Origin of the sequence: Rhodococcus sp. 15-2388-1-1a (assembly GCF_002259145.1) — a bacterium.
GTDB lineage: Bacteria > Actinomycetota > Actinomycetes > Mycobacteriales > Mycobacteriaceae > Rhodococcoides.
The window spans coordinates 160,281-176,251 of sequence record NZ_NPFP01000046.1; the positions used below are offsets into that span (position 1 = coordinate 160,281).

15 protein-coding genes are annotated in these 15,971 nt (G+C 65.1%); 10 read left to right on the forward strand and 5 right to left on the reverse strand.

All coding sequences use genetic code 11. The annotated features are described in order from the left end of the window. Positions 1 to 112: 112 nt before the first annotated feature. Positions 113 to 1,573, forward strand: a complete 1,461-nt coding sequence (locus CH302_RS25630; RefSeq protein ID WP_052047262.1) for a GAF domain-containing protein — start codon at positions 113 to 115, stop codon at positions 1,571 to 1,573. Positions 1,574 to 1,607: 34 nt separating this feature from the next. Beyond that, positions 1,608 to 2,561, forward strand: coding sequence for a non-homologous end-joining DNA ligase (gene ligD, locus CH302_RS25635; RefSeq protein WP_037186775.1), 954 nt, complete (start codon positions 1,608 to 1,610; stop codon positions 2,559 to 2,561). A 68-nt stretch (positions 2,562 to 2,629) separates the two neighbouring features. Here ligD and argG read toward each other — a convergent pair whose 3' ends face one another. After that, positions 2,630 to 4,045, reverse strand: coding sequence for an argininosuccinate synthase (gene argG, locus CH302_RS25640; protein WP_037186777.1), 1,416 nt, complete (start codon positions 4,043 to 4,045; stop codon positions 2,630 to 2,632). A 126-nt stretch (positions 4,046 to 4,171) separates the two neighbouring features. Then, positions 4,172 to 4,876 carry a FadR/GntR family transcriptional regulator gene (locus CH302_RS25645; protein WP_037186779.1) on the reverse strand — a complete coding sequence of 235 codons (705 nt, stop codon included), beginning with the start codon at positions 4,874 to 4,876 and terminating at the stop codon, positions 4,172 to 4,174. 99 nt (positions 4,877 to 4,975) lie between these two features. On the opposite strand from CH302_RS25645, the gene aspA reads away from it, so the two are divergent. Genes aspA through CH302_RS25660 form a run of 3 tightly spaced genes read left to right on the forward strand, consistent with a single transcriptional unit; the run spans position 4,976 to position 8,772 of the window. Next, complete coding sequence (aspA, locus tag CH302_RS25650; protein WP_037186782.1) at positions 4,976 to 6,415, forward strand: aspartate ammonia-lyase; 1,440 nt, start codon at positions 4,976 to 4,978, stop codon at positions 6,413 to 6,415. 4 nt (positions 6,416 to 6,419) lie between these two features. Further along, positions 6,420 to 7,859 (forward strand): amino acid permease, encoded by a 1,440-nt coding sequence (locus tag CH302_RS25655; protein WP_037186784.1) that lies wholly within the window; start codon positions 6,420 to 6,422, stop codon positions 7,857 to 7,859. Further along, on the forward strand, positions 7,852 to 8,772 hold the full coding sequence (locus CH302_RS25660; protein WP_230596123.1) for an asparaginase: 921 nt from the start codon (positions 7,852 to 7,854) through the stop codon (positions 8,770 to 8,772). Before CH302_RS25655 ends, CH302_RS25660 begins: the two co-directional genes overlap by 8 nt. 100 nt (positions 8,773 to 8,872) lie before the next feature. Here CH302_RS25660 and CH302_RS25665 read toward each other — a convergent pair whose 3' ends face one another. After that, positions 8,873 to 9,679: an MOSC domain-containing protein gene (locus CH302_RS25665; RefSeq protein WP_037186786.1), complete on the reverse strand. Its 807-nt coding sequence runs from the start codon at positions 9,677 to 9,679 to the stop codon at positions 8,873 to 8,875. Between the two features lie 21 nt (positions 9,680 to 9,700). Between CH302_RS25665 and CH302_RS25670 the strand changes: the two genes are divergently transcribed. Next, positions 9,701 to 10,273, forward strand: coding sequence for an isochorismatase family protein (locus tag CH302_RS25670; protein WP_037186788.1), 573 nt, complete (start codon positions 9,701 to 9,703; stop codon positions 10,271 to 10,273). On the opposite strand, the gene CH302_RS25675 is transcribed toward CH302_RS25670, so the two are convergent. Continuing rightward, complete coding sequence (locus CH302_RS25675) at positions 10,270 to 10,872, reverse strand: hypothetical protein (RefSeq protein ID WP_037188601.1); 603 nt, start codon at positions 10,870 to 10,872, stop codon at positions 10,270 to 10,272. The genes CH302_RS25670 and CH302_RS25675 overlap by 4 nt on opposite strands. Positions 10,873 to 10,933: 61 nt before the next feature. On the opposite strand from CH302_RS25675, the gene CH302_RS25680 reads away from it, so the two are divergent. Then, complete coding sequence (locus tag CH302_RS25680) at positions 10,934 to 12,340, forward strand: glucose-6-phosphate dehydrogenase (protein ID WP_037188603.1); 1,407 nt, start codon at positions 10,934 to 10,936, stop codon at positions 12,338 to 12,340. 157 nt (positions 12,341 to 12,497) lie between these two features. Next, positions 12,498 to 12,653 (forward strand): hypothetical protein, encoded by a 156-nt coding sequence (locus CH302_RS30295; protein ID WP_155292866.1) that lies wholly within the window; start codon positions 12,498 to 12,500, stop codon positions 12,651 to 12,653. A 57-nt stretch (positions 12,654 to 12,710) separates the two neighbouring features. Here CH302_RS30295 and CH302_RS25685 read toward each other — a convergent pair whose 3' ends face one another. Further along, positions 12,711 to 12,914, reverse strand: coding sequence for a PspC domain-containing protein (locus CH302_RS25685; protein WP_037186789.1), 204 nt, complete (start codon positions 12,912 to 12,914; stop codon positions 12,711 to 12,713). 296 nt (positions 12,915 to 13,210) lie between these two features. On the opposite strand from CH302_RS25685, the gene ppk2 reads away from it, so the two are divergent. Beyond that, a complete protein-coding gene (gene ppk2 / locus CH302_RS25690) occupies positions 13,211 to 14,155 on the forward strand; it encodes a polyphosphate kinase 2 (protein ID WP_037186792.1) in 945 nt (314 codons plus the stop codon). 901 nt (positions 14,156 to 15,056) lie between these two features. Next, on the forward strand, positions 15,057 to 15,890 hold the full coding sequence (locus tag CH302_RS25695) for an alpha/beta hydrolase family protein (RefSeq protein WP_037186794.1): 834 nt from the start codon (positions 15,057 to 15,059) through the stop codon (positions 15,888 to 15,890). Positions 15,891 to 15,971 lie beyond the last annotated feature (81 nt).

The window sequence follows — 15,971 nt, forward strand, 5'->3', positions numbered from 1 at the left end:
TCGTCATGGGAACGACGGTAGGTCCGCGACGAGCCGCCGTCTCGGCCTCGGCGTCTCAATTCGAGACGCTGCCCCGGCAACGATGGCGACATGCGAATGTAACCTGGATCACATGTCAGATTCCGGGGGTCTCTCGCGGGCCCGACTCCATTCGGAGCCCCTCGCTGCCGTCTCGCATCGACTTCTGGCGTCGTGGCACCGAAGCCAGCGGTACGGGGTGTCGCTCGACGAGGTTGCTCCGGTGTTCTCGGGAACCTACGACGACGAGTCCCTGTTCTATCGGTGCGGCCGCGAGGTGCTGAACGGGTTGCGCGACACGTTGGCGAACGAACCGGTGTCGATGATGCTCACCGATGCCGATGGACTCGTGTTGGACAGGGTCAGCGCCGACCGCGAACTGCTGGCTGCGCTCGACCGCGTGCATCTGGCACCCGGCTTCTCGTACGCGGAGGATCAGGCCGGCACCAACGGCCTCGCGCTGGCGCTGGCGGATCAGGTGCCCGCGGTGGTGAAGGCGGACGAGCACTACTCGCTCTCGCTCGCCGGGTACACGTGCGCTGCAGCCCCGGTTCTCGATCCACTCACCGGCCGGGTGGAGGGCTGCGTCAATCTGACCACCTGGTCGGAGTCGTCCTCGGATCTGCTTCTGGCCCTTGCCCAGTCGGCTGCGGGGAACACCTCGGCGATGATGCTCGCGCGGTCGCAGGGCCAGCATCCGCGGCCGGCCCCGCGCGGTGAGGTGTTCCGGGTCGAAACCGCGCACAGCGGGCCGGGATCCGGCATCCTCGACGATCTTTCCCCGGGTTGGCGTAGCGCACTCGGGTCTGCGGAAGCTGCTCTGGCCGAACATGGTTCGATTCTCATGGTCGGTGAGCCGGGATCGGGCCGGGCCACCGTGCTCGCTCGCGCACTGCGCGCAGCACGCCCACGCGGCCGCATCCTCAGTGCTGGAGCACCGGCCGCCCGAGACGTCGACGCCTGGCTCGACCTCTGGACGCCCGAGCTGCCGAAACCCGATACGGCAGTGGTCATTCGTGATGTCGACCGGCTTCCCGCGCGTGCGGCCGATGCGCTCGCCGAACTGATCCGTCGCGCCGGCCACGGGGTACCCGTCACCGTCACGGCGTCGAACTACGACGACGTCCCCCCGGCACTCGCCGGACTGCTGCGCACCGTGGTCGAGGTACCGCCGCTGCGCAACAGGCCCGAAGACATCGCCCCGCTCGCCCTGCATCTGGCCGGGCGGGTGCGTGGCCGACGGGTCACGCTCACCCCCGCTGCCGAGCGAGCGTTGCGCGAACATCCATGGCCGGGCAACGTCGGCGAGCTGGCCACGGTGATGCACAAGGCAGCCGTCCGCGCGGACGTCATCGGGCTCCATCATCTGCCGCCGGAGGTGCTCTCGCGCACCACCCACCGGCTCACCCGCATCGAGACGTTCGAGCGCGACGAGATGATTCGCGTGCTCTCTCGCCCCGGCGTCACGATGAACGACGCGGTCGAGGAACTGGGGATGAGCCGAGCCACCATCTACCGCAAACGCGACCGATACGGCATCACGCTTCGTTCCTGAACAGCTTCGTTCCTGATCGCCTACTCTCGACCTCATGGCCAGTAGCTCACCGTCGATCGAGATTCCGGTGGGCGAGCGCAGCGTCCGCATCTCCAACCCCGAGCGCGTGTACTTCCCCGAAAGCGGAGCCACCAAGCTGGATCTGGTGAACTACTACCTGAGCGTCGGCGACGGCATCGTGCGGGCGCTGCGGGAGCGGCCGTGCATGATGCATCGCTTCCCCAAGGGCCTCGCCGGCGACAAGGTGCACCAGAAGCGCGTGCCCAACGGTGCGCCGCCGTGGCTCGAGACGGTGCAGGTGACCTTCCCCCGCTACAACCGCACTGCCGACGAGCTGTGCGTGACCGAACTGGCGCACGTTGCCTGGGCGGTCCAGATGTCGACCGTCGAGTTCCATCCGTGGAACAGCCGCCGCGCCGACGTCGAGATGCCCGACGAGTGGCGCATCGACCTCGATCCGATGCCCGACTGCCCCTTCGACCGGGTACGACGCGTCGCCGGGGTGGTTCAGGAGGTGCTGAGTGATCTCGGGGCCGTGGGCTGGCCCAAGACCTCCGGCGGCCACGGTCTGCACATCTACGTTCGGATCGACCCGGCCCACGGCTTCAAGGACTTACGTAGGGCTGCACTGGCTTTCGCGCGTGAGGTGGAGCGTCGGGCACCCGAGGACGTGACGACCACCTGGTGGCGCAAGGATCGCGACCCGTCGAAGCTGTTCGTCGACTACAACCAGAACGCCCGCGATCACACCATCGCCAGCGCCTATTCGGTGCGGGGAAATCAGCAGGCGACGGTGTCGACGCCGATCTCGTGGGACGAGGTTGCCGACGTCGATCCGCGCGAGTTCACGATGTTCACGGTGCCCGCCCGATTCGCCGACTTGGGTGACCTGCACGCCGGCATCGACGATGCGGTGTTCGCGATCGACGAGTTACTCGAGTGGGCGGAGCGGGACGAGCATCAGGGCTTGACGGAACCCGAGGAGTAGCCGAACTCGAAGTTATGGACCGAAATCGGCTGAAATCCGTCCACAACTTCGAGTTCGGCAACCAGAGATCAGTCGGTGCCGGACTCGATGGCGGCGTGGTCGAGTGCCGAGGAGTCCACGGAACCGTCGGGGCCGCTGGCCGCGATGGCGTCGGCTCCGCCTGCGGGCAGTTCCCCGATCAGTTCGCCCCAGGCCGTGAGTTGGTTCTGCGCGGCGTACTGCTCGAGCTTGCTGCGTGAATCGGCGATGTCGAGGTTGCGCATCGTCAGCTGGCCGATGCGGTCGCCGGGGAAGAACGCCTGGCCCTGGCTGCGTTCCATGGACAGCTTCTCGGGGTGGTAGCTGAAGTTGCTGCCCTGGGTGTCGACGATCGTGAAGTCCTGGCCGCGGCGCAGACGCAGTGTCACGCTGCCGCTGACGACGTTGCCGACCCAGCGCTGCAGGCCCTCACGCAGCATCAGCGCCTGCGGATCGAACCAGCGTCCCTCGTACAGCAGACGGCCGAGTCGACGGCCCTCGTTGTGGTACGAGGCGACGGTGTCCTCGTTGTGGATGGCGTTGACGAGGCGCTCGTAGGTGATGTGCAGCAACGCCATGCCGGGAGCCTCGTAGATGCCGCGGCTCTTGGCTTCGATGATGCGGTTCTCGATCTGGTCGCTCATGCCCAGGCCGTGGCGTCCGCCGATGGCGTTGGCTTCCATGACGAGGTCGACGGCGCTGTCGAAGCTCTTGCCGTTGATGCGCACCGGGCGGCCGCGCTCGAACTCGACGGTGACCTCCTCCGGCGCGATCTCGACCTCGGGGTCCCAGAACCTCACGCCCATGATGGGGCTGACGATCTCGAGCGAGGTGTCGAGGTATTCGAGCTTCTTCGCCTCGTGGGTGGCGCCCCAGATGTTGGCGTCGGTGGAGTAGGCCTTCTCGGCCGAGTCACGGTAGGGGAGGGTGCGCTGGGTGAGCCACTGCGACATCTCGTGCCGACCGCCGAGCTCGGCAACGAATGCCTCGTCGAGCCAGGGCTTGTAGATCCGCAGCTGCGGATTGGCGAGCAGGCCGTAGCGGTAGAACCGCTCGATGTCGTTGCCCTTGTAGGTGGATCCGTCGCCCCAGATCGAGACGCCGTCCTCCTGCATCGCGCGGACCAGCATCGTGCCGGTCACCGCGCGGCCGAGCGGGGTGGTGTTGAAGTACGTCTGCAACGACGAGCGGATGTGGAACGCGCCGCAGGTCAGTGCAGCCAAACCCTCCTCGACGAGCGGTTCGCGGCAGTCGATGAGCCGCGCCTGCTCGGCCCCGTAGGCCAGGCCACGCTCGGGCACATCGGACAGATCCGGCTCGTCGTACTGACCGATGTCGGCGGTGTACGCATACGGCACCGCGCCGTGCTCGCGCATCCATGCCACGGCCACCGAGGTGTCGAGGCCGCCGGAGAATGCAATGCCGATTCGTTCGCCGACCGGGAGAGAGTTCAATACCTTCGTCACGGCAGCAGCCTAGTAGGGGTCGTTCCGCGGGCTCCACTCCCGGCCTGACGGGGGTCGTTCCGCAGGCTCCACTCCCGGCCTGACGGGGGTCGTTCCGCAGGCTCCACTCCCGGCCCAGTCGTACGGTCAGCTGGGCCGATCGGCGAGCGACTCCACTGCATTCCGGACCGCATCGAGGTGCGCGGTCATGGCGCGTGCAGCCGCGTCGTACTCGCCGGATCGGATGCCGTCGACGATGGCGTCGTGTTCGAGGTTGGATTGCTGTTGCCGGTGCGCGACGAGGTTGAGGGTCTCCGACTGTCGCGTCAACGCGTCGCGAATGTCGACGATGATCGACTCGAACACGCGGTTCTTGCTCGCTCGCGCGATCGCCGTGTGGAACTGCGCGTCCAGTAGTACCCAGGCCTCGTGGTCGTCCTCGGAACGCATCTCGTCGGCCAGGCCGGCGAGCACCGTCAACTCCTCGTCGGTACGACGCTCTGCGGCCCAGCCGGCGGCGGGGATTTCCACGTGAGGGCGAGCCTCCATGAGTTCGCGGGCTGCGTAGTTGCCGATGTCGAGGTCGTTTCCGACACGGTCGCGAATGACGAAAGTGCCGAGACCCGTTTTGGTTTCGGTCAGGCCGAGGGCATGGCAGGAACGCAGCGCCTCGCGGATGACGGAGCGGCTGACGCTGTGCCGGGTGGCGAGCGCGGCCTCGGACGGCAATTTCTGTCCGACGGGTAGATCGCCCGACGCGATCGCAGAACGGAGGTCGGCGAACACCGCCTCGGCTGCGCTCATGCGGGCATTCGTGGGCGCACTGACTGCCCAGCTGTCCGACAGGTTCATGGAGCAATCCTAGCCTGGGGTTGACCGATGGGGTGTTCTGCGCCACACTCTACCTGTCAGACAGCCGGACAGCTGGACACCCCCTGAAGGAGCGCAACCGTGGCCGATACCCGCATCGAGAAGGATCTTCTCGGCGAACGCGACATCCCGACGAGTGCGTACTGGGGGATCCACACCCTGCGCGCTCTCGAGAATTTCCCCATCACCGGGCGTCCGATCTCCACCAATGCGCACCTCGTTCGCGGACTCGCAGCGGTGAAGTGGGCAGCTGCGTCGGCCAACCAGGATCTCGGGATCCTCGACGCCACCCGCGGGGAAGCGATCCGCACGGCGTGCCAGGAAATCCTCGACGGCCAGTGGCACGAGGAGTTCGTCGTCGACGTCATTCAGGGCGGCGCGGGCACCTCGACCAACATGAACGCCAACGAGGTCATCGCGAACCGCGCGCTGGAGATCCTCGGCCACGCACACGGCGAGTACAGCATGCTGCACCCCAACGAGCACGTGAACGCCTCGCAGTCCACCAACGACGTGTACCCGACGTCGGTGAACATCGCGACCATCTTCGCCGTGCACGAGCTCATCGCCTCGATGAAGGTGCTGCGAGATTCGTTCGGCCGCAAAGCAAGCGAATTCGCCACCGTCGTCAAGATGGGCCGCACGCAGCTACAGGATGCGGTGCCGATGACTCTCGGTCAGGAGTTCGGTACCTACGCGATCATGATCGACGAGGACTGCTCGCGACTCGAAGAAGCGGCGCTGCTGGTGCACGAGATCAACCTCGGAGCCACCGCCATCGGCACCGGACTCAACGCCCCCGCCGGCTACACCGAGTCGGCCGTCGCACATCTGCGCACCATCACCGGTCTGCCGCTGGTGACTGCGACCGATCTGATCGAGGCAACGCAGGACGTCGGTCAGTTCGTGCACCTGTCCGGTGTGCTCAAGCGCGTCGCAGTGAAACTGTCGAAGATCTGCAACGACCTCCGGCTGCTGTCGTCCGGTCCGCGGGCCGGCTTCAACGAGATCAATCTGCCTCCGATGCAGGCCGGTTCGTCGATCATGCCCGGCAAGGTCAACCCCGTCATCCCCGAGGTACTCAACCAGGTCGCCTACGAGGTGATCGGCCACGACGTCACGATCACGATGGCGGCCGAGGCAGGACAGTTGCAGCTCAACGCATTCGAGCCCATCATCGTCAAATCCCTGTCCGACGGCATGGCGCATCTGAGCGCCGCATGCCGTACCGTCGCGCATCGCTGCGTGGACGGCATCACCGCGAATGTGGACCTGCTGCGTGAGCGTGTCGAGAACTCCATCGGCCTGATCACCGCGCTGAGCCCGTATCTCGGATACGTCGAATCGACGGCCATCGCGCAGGAAGCGTTGGTCAGTGGCCGCAACGTCGTCGACCTCGTACTCGAGAAGGGGCTGCTGGCCCGGGACGAGCTCGATCGGCTCCTGAGCCCCGAGCATCTCGCCAACCTGCGGGTGGCTCCGGTCGAGCATGCGGATGCTCCCGAGACGTCGACGAGGTGACACGATGAGCACCGAGAATCGGAGTGTCGATACCCGCAAGGCCTTCACCGAAGAAGACCCCGGTTATCGAAAAGAGCTGGCCCCGCGCCAGATTCAGATGATCGCCATCGGCGGCGCGATCGGCACGGGCCTCTTCATGGGAGCCGGCGGCCGACTGCGCGACGCTGGGCCGGCGCTGGTATTGGTGTACGCGCTGTGTGGATTCTTCGCCTTCCTGATCCTGCGGGCACTGGGCGAACTGGTGATGCACCGGCCGACCTCGGGATCGTTCGTCTCGTACTCGCGCGAATTCTTCGGCGAGAAGGTCGCGTTCGCGGCCGGCTGGCTGTACTGGATGAACTGGGCGATGACGGCGGTGGTCGACGTGACGGCCGTGGCGTTGTACATGAACTTCTTCAAGAAGTACTGGGCTCCGCTCGGTGACATCGACCAGTGGGTGTTCGCACTCGCGGGCCTGCTGCTCGTGCTCGGCTTGAATCTGGTGTCGGTGAAGGTGTTCGGTGAGCTCGAGTTCTGGTTCGCACTCATCAAAGTCGTTGCCCTGGTGACGTTTCTGGTGATCGGCACCTACTTCGTCATCTTCGGCACTCCCATCGACGGCCAGGAGCCGGGGCTGAGCGTGCTGACCGACAACGGCGGGTTGATTCCCAACGGACTGTTGCCTGCGATCGTGGTGATCCAGGGCGTGGTGTTCGCCTACGCCTCGATCGAGCTGGTCGGTACCGCTGCCGGGGAGACCCAGAATCCGGAGAAGGTCATCCCCAAGGCGATCAACACCGTCATCGTCCGCATCGTCGTGTTCTACGTCGGCTCGGTGCTGTTGCTCTCGTTGCTGTTGCCGTACACCGCCTATCAGGCCGGCGAGAGTCCGTTCGTGACGTTCTTCGGAGCCATCGACGTCGAGGGCGCCGACGCGATCATGAACCTCGTGGTCCTCACCGCGGCGCTGTCCTCACTCAACGCCGGGCTCTACTCCACCGGGCGCATCCTGCACTCCATGGCGGTCGCCGGCTCGGCACCCGCATTCGCTGCCCGGATGAACAAGTCGGGTGTGCCGTACGGCGGCATCGCACTGACCTCGGTGGTGACGCTGCTCGGCGTCGTGCTCAACGCAGTGGTACCGGCGCAGGCATTCGAGATCGTCCTCAACCTCGCCGCTCTCGGCATCATCAGCGCCTGGGCCGTCATCGTCGCGTGTCAGCTCAAGTTCTGGTCGCTGTCGAAGACCGGTGCGGTCACCCGACCTGCGTTCAAGCTGTTCGGCGCTCCGTACACCGGATACGCAACGCTAGGCTTCCTGGCGTGTGTACTCGTGCTGATGGCCTTCGACAAACCGGTCGGTACCTGGACGGTGGCGTCGATCCTGCTCATCGCGCCGATGCTGATCGGTGGTTGGTTCTTGTGCCGCAACAGAATTCGAGAGGTGGCGGCGCGCAGTGACTGAGGAGTGGGGCCTGCAGGAACGACCGGAGAGCACTGAGCACGTCGCGTTGTTGACCACCGGTGGCACGATTGCCAGCAGTCGCGACGAGCACGGGGTGTCTCGGCCGGTGGCCGGTCTGGGGATCGATGTCGACGGCGTCGAGGTGCGCGAGGTGATGTCGAAGGACAGCTCGGCGTTGGACTTCGCGGATCTCGACACCATCCGTACCGCGGTGGTCGACGCGCTCGCCGAGGACGGCTGCGTCGGAGTGGTGGTGCTGCACGGGACCGACACCATGGAGGAGTCGGCGTTGTACGTCGATCTGTTCCACGACGACGAGCGTCCGGTGGTGTTCACCGGTGCGCAGCGCACAGCCGATCATTCCGATCCGGACGGCCCCGGCAACATTGCTGCAGCAGTGGCTGCGGCGCAGTCCGAGCGCGGTGTGGTGATTGCCTTCGGCGGACGGTTGCTGCCTGCGCGCGGTGCGATCAAGAAGCACACCTCCGAGCTCGACGCGTTCCGGTCTGCCGCGCTGCCGCGACCGAAACCGTTGCAGTGGAAGCCCGTTGCCGGGATTCGGGTCGATATCGTCGCCCTGTATCCCGGGGCCGACGGCCTGCAGATCGATGCGTGCCTTCAGGCCGGGGCGTCGGGCATCGTGCTTCAGGCGCTGGGCTCGGGCAACACCAACGCCCGCGTCGTGCATGCGGTGAAAGAAGCAGTGGCTGCCGGGGTGCACGTGGTCGTCACGACGCGGGTGCCGTTCGGTGAGACCTCGCCGACGTACGGCGGCGGCGGGGGTGGTCACGATCTGGTCGATGCGGGTGCGGTGTTCTCGCGGGAACTGCGAGCGGGGCAGGCACGTATCCAGTTGGCGGCGCTCATAGCATCAGGCAGTACTGACGTGGTTGTCCACAATTCCTTCGCATAGGCGGGAAAGCGTCTGCGGAGGCAAATAGTGGACACTCACGTCGGTACCGCGGCACGAACGTTGCGCGCGTAACGGGTGGGCGAATCACATGCCGTTCGAGCTACAGCTCCGACTCGCCCCAGGTCTCGACGTGTAGTTCGTCGCCGACGGTCACCGTGCCGTCTCGCAGCACGGAGAATTTCGAGCCGAAGGCGACGCCTTTCTGTCGACCGCGGCGGTAGTCGCCGAGTGTGCGCAGCGGCTCCGGGCCGGTGCGCACGCCGGTTGTCTGTTCGACGGTGGTGACGGCGCAGCGGATGGCGAGTTTGCTGTACGCGAGGCGGGTGGAGCCGATGGTCACGTCCCGCACCTCGTCTTCCCGGTGTGGGGAGTCCCAGCCGTCGACGACGATGTTGGGGCGAAAGCGATCCATCGGCAGTGGTACGTCGAGGCGGGAGTTGAGGTCGGCCAGCGAGGCGATCGAGAGTATGTGCACGGCGGAGCTGTCGGCGAATTGAGCTGACCCGGGCGAGATTCCATCGGTGATGCGGCCGAGGTCGCGCGGTGCGGCGACCAGCCTCGACGGTTCTCCGATGACGTCGGTGAGCCAGGCAGCGACGTCGTCGCCCTGATCGATTCCGCGCATCGGCGCGCGGAACATCGTGATGTCGCGCGCCTCGGAGTCGCGGTCGACCGACACGGTCACCGAACCGGTCGACGCGTGTGTGAGGGTCAGCGCCCCGTCCGTCACCGAGCATCGAACGACCGCGAGAACGGGGTCGCTACGTTGACTGCGGAATGCGCCGTCGGAGTCGACGATCATGAATGCTCGATCGTGTTCGAGGCCGGTGGCTCTCACGTGAGCCGAATGCAGCGTCGAGCCTGCGCATCCCTTGACGGGGTAGGTCACCAGAGACGACACGCGCACCCGTCGAGGATACTGGGATCCATGACTCGTGCTCTGTTGGTTGTGGATGTGCAGAACGATTTCACCGAGGGCGGCGCGCTTGCGGTGGCCGGCGGTGCGGAGGTCGCGCGCAGGATCAGTGCGTACCTGGCGCGCCACGGCGACGAGTACGACCTCGTGGTGTCCTCGCGTGATTGGCACGACGCGGTGGGCGACAACGGCGGACATTTCGCCACCGAGGCCACACCGGATTTCGTCACCACGTGGCCGGTGCATTGCGTCGCAGGCACGGTCGGTGCCGAGTACCACCCCGATTACGCGACCGGTTCCGTGGACGTCCACGTCTACAAGGGGCAGGGCAAGCCGTCGTACTCGGCGTTCGAGGGTGTCACCGAGGACGGAACACCGCTCGCGGAAGTACTCAGCGCCAACGAGGTCACCGCCATCGACGTCGTCGGACTTGCGACCGACTACTGCGTTCTGGCGTCGGCGAAAGACGCGGTGACCGAGAAGCTCGACGTCCGCGTTCTCACCGACCTCGTTGCGGGAGTTGCACCCGAGACCTCCGCGGCTGCCCTCGACGATCTGCGGGCGTCCGGCGCAGTGGTGGTCTAACTGTCGATCGTCGTGGTGATGGACGTGACCGACGGTGCCGCCGGGGTGCTGCCGAAGCCGAAGGTCACCGGGGGAGTGACGGGGGTGAGCGATCCGAGATCCTCGCCCTGCCACGATGCCGAGACGTCGGTCACGCGATGTTGCCCTCGCGCACCGTAGTACTCGCGGCGGCCACCTCCGGCGCTGCCGCGGGTGCGCACTCCCCGCAGTATCACTCGGGCAATGGGGTCGCTGATCGCGCAGAACCACGGTGCCGTGGACACCGCGTCGGGAACGAGGCTCAACGCTCTTCCCAGGACCGTGGGCCCGGCGACTCGAATTCTGACCGTGAGGTCACCCGCTCGCACCGACCGCCATTCACCGGGTTCCGCAGCGAATGTCACCGGCACGATCTCGGTGGAGTCGAAGGTGTATGTGGCGGTGACGAATTCCCGGACGTCCTCGTTGGGCGCGAGAAGCAGGCGTCGCCCGTCCGCGAACTGGACCATGACATCGGTGAATTCCCCGAGCGGCGATCGAGTCCAATGTCCGACGACGATCCGGACGCCGGACGTCGTACCTACCCCGTAGATCTCACCGTGAAACCGTGATCTGTTCATCATGCACCCTCACCTCGTCGGCACTGTGCGCTGCCAAACTGGGCGGTGCATAGTGGAGGTCATGGCGTCCTCGCAACCCACTGTATTCGTCCTTTTCGGCGCAACCGGAGACCTCGCGAAGCGAATGGTCCTGCCGTCGTTCTACCAACTCCACCTCGAAGGTCTGCTCCCCGAGAAATGGGTCCTGATCGGCAACGGCCGCAAGGACTCCTCCGACGACGAGTTCCGCGATCACGTCCGCAGCGTCCTCGACGAGTTCGCCGAGAACGTGGACGACGGCGATTGGTCGGCGTTCTCCGAGCGAATTCGTTTCGCGGGGAACGGCTTCACCGTCGACGATCCCGGTAAGTTGCCCGAGGTCATCGCCGAGGTGAAGAAGGACGTCGGCGACGACGCCCAGCTGGTGCACTACATCGCTCTGCCGCCGAGCACCTTCGTCGATTACACGAAGGCCCTGGGTGCACACGATCTTGCCGAGGGTTCCCGCGTGGTCTACGAGAAGCCGTTCGGTACCTCGCAGAAGAACTTCGAGGAACTCGACGAAGCCGTGCACGAGGTCATCGAAGAAGAGCAGGTCTATCGGATCGACCACTTCCTGGGCAAGGAAGCGACGCAGAACCTGCACGTGCTGCGGTTCGCGAACGGGATGATCAGTGGCATCTGGAACTCCGAGCACGTGGCGCAGGTGCAGATCGACGTCCCGGAAACACTCGACATCGACGACCGCGCCGAGTTCTACGACGAGACCGGTGCCGTGTTGGACATGCTCGTCACGCATCTGTTCCAGGTTGCCGCCGAGGTGGCGATGGAGCCGCCTGCGTCATTGAAGGCCGAGGATCTGCAATCGGCTCGCGAGACGGTGATCGGACAGTTCCGGCCGCTCGACACCGCCGAAGTGGTTCTCGGTCAATACGACGGCTACCGCGACGTCGAGGGTGTCGACGAGAATTCGAAGGTCGACACGTTCGTCGCGGCCACGTTGTGGGTCGACACCGACCGCTGGCGCGGGGTTCCGTTCCTGCTGCGCACCGGAAAGATGTTGGGCGTGAGCCAGCAGCGTGTCTCGTTGGTGTTCCGCAAGCCGGCCGACAGTCCGCTCACCGAGCTGCCCGACGACGGTGCAGTGCTCTCGTTCGATCTGTCGGGTGACGGCAGCATCGACATCGCCATGACGGTCAAGGAGCCGGGCCCGGATTTCGATCTGTCCGTCGGACATCTGGCGCTGCCGTTGAAGTCGGTGCCCGACGCCGAGCCGCTGAGCCCGTATGCGCGCTTGATCCTCGATGTGCTCAGCGGGGACCGGTCGTTGTTCACCAGGCCCGACGGCCTGGCGCACGTCTGGGACGTCGCCGCTCCCTTGCTGAGCGATCCACCCGAGGTGAAGAGCTACGCGCCCGGTTCGATGGGACCAGCCGAGGCCGACGAGCTCGCAGGACCGTGTGGTTGGTTGATCACCGGGAAGGAGTAGCTCACTCGCGGGCACTCGCGAGTTTTTTCGGGTAACAAACAGGGAGCAGGACTTTTTCGGCCAAACGGCGGATCGGACAGAACGGGCGCGCTATATTTCTGCCGCCTGGTCCAATCTTCAACCAGGCCTCGTCGTTTCTCCGAAAGGTGCTCACCCCATGCTTCTCGATCTCATCACCGGTCTGCTCGGCGGCGGCACCGAAGGCGGCGGCCTCGGCGGAATCATCACCGACGGCATCGCCGCAGGTATCTCCGACGCGATCTCCGAGCTGTTCACCGGAAGCGCCGAAGGGCTCTCCAGCGTCGCCGAGTAGTCGGTCGCGGGGCCCCGGATCTGTTGTCGAGGTCCGGGGCTTCGTCGCGTTCGGGCTTCACCGGAGCGGCATCAACATCAACGCCGCGAGGTAGATCAGTACGACGGTGCCGCCGGTCAGGACCGTGCCGGCAACCGTCGCGAGTCGGACGATGTTGACGTCCCAGCCGAAATATTCGGCTACTCCGCCGCATACACCTCCGATCATCTTCTGCGAACTGGACCGGGTGAACTCTCTGGGGGAACCGCTCTCGAATGTCATGCTGAAAAGTCTGCATCGGCAAGTCCTTTCGGCGCATCGGGGATTTCACCCATATCGACCCCGACAAACGAACGGTCCGAAATCGGCGCTCGAACGAGATCGTCGACTTTTCCGAACCGACCCCTGGACCTACCGCTGCGTGGGCCGCTACCGTCGCAACCGATCGGCGAGTGCACAACGGCGCTACCCGGTCCGTCCCCCTTGCGGACCGGGTAGCGCCTGCTGTGACACCGGATGCATCGGGTGTTCACCGAATCGCCATCGATCGGTCACCGATGAGCACTAACTTTCGGCACATGACCGACAACGATCTCCGCAACGGTGAGGCTCCACGAACGAACCTGAGCGACTTGCTCGACGTCACCAAGGCGGTCGATCTTGCCGACACCTCGGGCTTCGTCGTCGACGACTCCGACGACGACGACCCTGTCCTGCTGACCGTTCCCGACGGGCACGTCGTCGACACCTGGCGCGAGAACTACCCGTACGACGAGCGCATGACGCGTGCCGAGTACGACCTGGAGAAGCGTCTCCTGCAGATCGAACTTCTCAAGTTGCAGATGTGGACCAAGGAGACCGGACGACGTCACGTCATCATCTTCGAGGGCCGAGATGCCGCCGGTAAGGGCGGCACGATCAAGCGATTCATGGAACACCTCAACCCGCGCGGTGCCAGTGTCGTGGCGTTGGAGAAGCCGTCTGCTCGGGAGTCGACCGAGTGGTACTTCCAGCGCTACATCGCACATCTGCCCGCGGCCGGGGAGATCGTCATGTTCGACAGGTCCTGGTACAACCGGGCAGGCGTCGAGCGGGTCATGGGCTTCTGCACCGACGGGCAGCACGCGCAGTTCGTTCGGCAGGCACCGCTGTTCGAGCAGATGCTGGTCGACGAGGGCATCAGCTTGACCAAGTTCTGGTTCTCGGTGTCGCAGCACGAGCAGCGCACCCGCTTCGCCATCCGGCAGGTCGACCCGGTGCGGCAGTGGAAGCTCTCGCCCATGGACCTTGCTTCGCTGGACAAGTGGGATGCCTACACCGCGGCGAAGGAAGAGAACTTCCGCGCCACCGACACCGACGTCGCACCGTGGACGGTCGTCAAGAGCAACGACAAGAAACGGGCTCGCATCAATGCGATGCGCTTCGTGCTCAACAAGTTCGACTACGCGAACAAGGATCCCGAAATCGTCGGCGAAACCGACCCGTTGCTCGTCGGTCGCGCCAAAGACGTGATCGGCGAATAGTTTTCGGTGCGAACTCGGTCGTGTCACCGGTGATTCCTTGCGGTGCGGCCTCTTCCGTGTCTCGAGTTGGTACCGGGTGCTGCACCGGAGGTGCGCGTGCGGTAGGAACGAGGGAGGTCGTACCACCTACGGCTGTACGTGAACACGAGCATCAGGAGATCCCATGGGTTCAGCAGCGCAGTTCATTTCCGACATCGCATCCGGCGTGTACGACGGCATCGTCGACGCGATCGTCGATCAGATCGTCGGCGTGTTGACGTCCGGTAGCGCCGCTTAGTCGTCCGTCACTGTCGCGGTCGCCGTCGGGGGGCGGCCGCGACTTCGCCGGTTCCGTGACCGGTTTGTGATAGCGCACCAAGATATTCGACTTTTCTCGTGAATACATCCACAAATTGTTACCGGCTCGGGTAGAAATCTTCTTGCAGAGGTAATCGAGTGACGCCCGTCACTTCCGATCTGCGCACAATTCCCCTCGAACAAGGAGCATTTCGTATGTCTGCTGAACTCGGTGACCTCCTGACCATCCTCCTCCAGCTCTTCGCAGGCGGAAGTTCCGACGCTCCCGCGAGCTGAGCCGCCCCGCCTCTCTCGTAGAACGGCCGGTGCCCACCCTGTCACTCCCGATCCTCGGTGAGTTCGGGTGTCGGCGAATACCCTTCTCGTCAAGGAGTTTTCATGGAACTGCTCACCATCCTGCTTCAGTTGCTCGCGCTCGGTAGCTCCGAAGGCGACTTGGGCCCCATCGAGATCCCCGGCCCCATCGTCTGACCCACAACCGTGAGCCGGGCTCGACACACCGTCGGGCCCGGCTTTCGTATTTCGAAGAAGTGCGAAATCGGTGCGTTCCGACGACCCGGAACGGCTCGGGCGGGCCGGTGAATCCTCGGCATAGGGTTGCCCGATGCAGACCGTTCCCATTCAGATGCCCGACGGTTCGACGGTGCCGGTGTCACTGTTTCCCGGCGAGGGCCGCGACGATGCGCCGGTGATCGTGATTCTTCCCGGCCTCGGCATTCCCGGTGGCTACTACCGACTGTTCGCCGAGGCGCTCGTCGCGCGCGGTTTCCACTCCGCGATCGGTGACCTGCGCGGCCAGGGCGACAGTGTGCCGAAGCCGAGTTCGACGAGTCGGTACGGGTATCAGGAGCTGGTGTCGGTCGACTTTCCGGCGATCTTCGAGGTGGTTCGCGAGCAGTTCCCTGAAGCGACGCCGTATTTGCTCGGGCACAGCATGGGTGGGCAGCTCGGCTCGATGTACGCCGCCCGCATCAGGGGCAGGCTCGGCGGATTGATCCTGGTGGCGTCGGGGTCGCCGTATCACCGCGGTTTCGGCACGACCCGCGGTGTGCCGCTGTACGTGGGCGCGGCGGCGATGGCGATCACCAGCAGCATCGCGGGGTTCTGGCCGGGGGATCGGATCGGCATCGGCGGCTTCGGTCGGCAGTCGCGGGTTCTGATCGACGACTGGTCCCGGTTCGCGCGGACCGGCTCGATCGAGCCGGCTGGTGCGGACATGGACTACGAGGAACGGATGGGCCGGCTGACGCTGCCGGTGCTGGCGGTGACCATCGAGGGCGACGACCTGGCACCCCGTGGCTCGATGGATAATCTCGTGCGCAAGCTGGCCCGTGCCGATGTCACCTCGGTGCACGTCGACGAGCCACTGGGACACAACGGGTGGATCCGAAACCCCACGGCGGTCGCCGACCTCGTCGCCGAGTGGATGCACAGGTAGTTCGCTCGAATTAACTTTTGGTCGTTTCACTCGCTATCTGCCATTCCTACCTGCTTTCGGTTCGTTTTGGTGTAGAAAGTC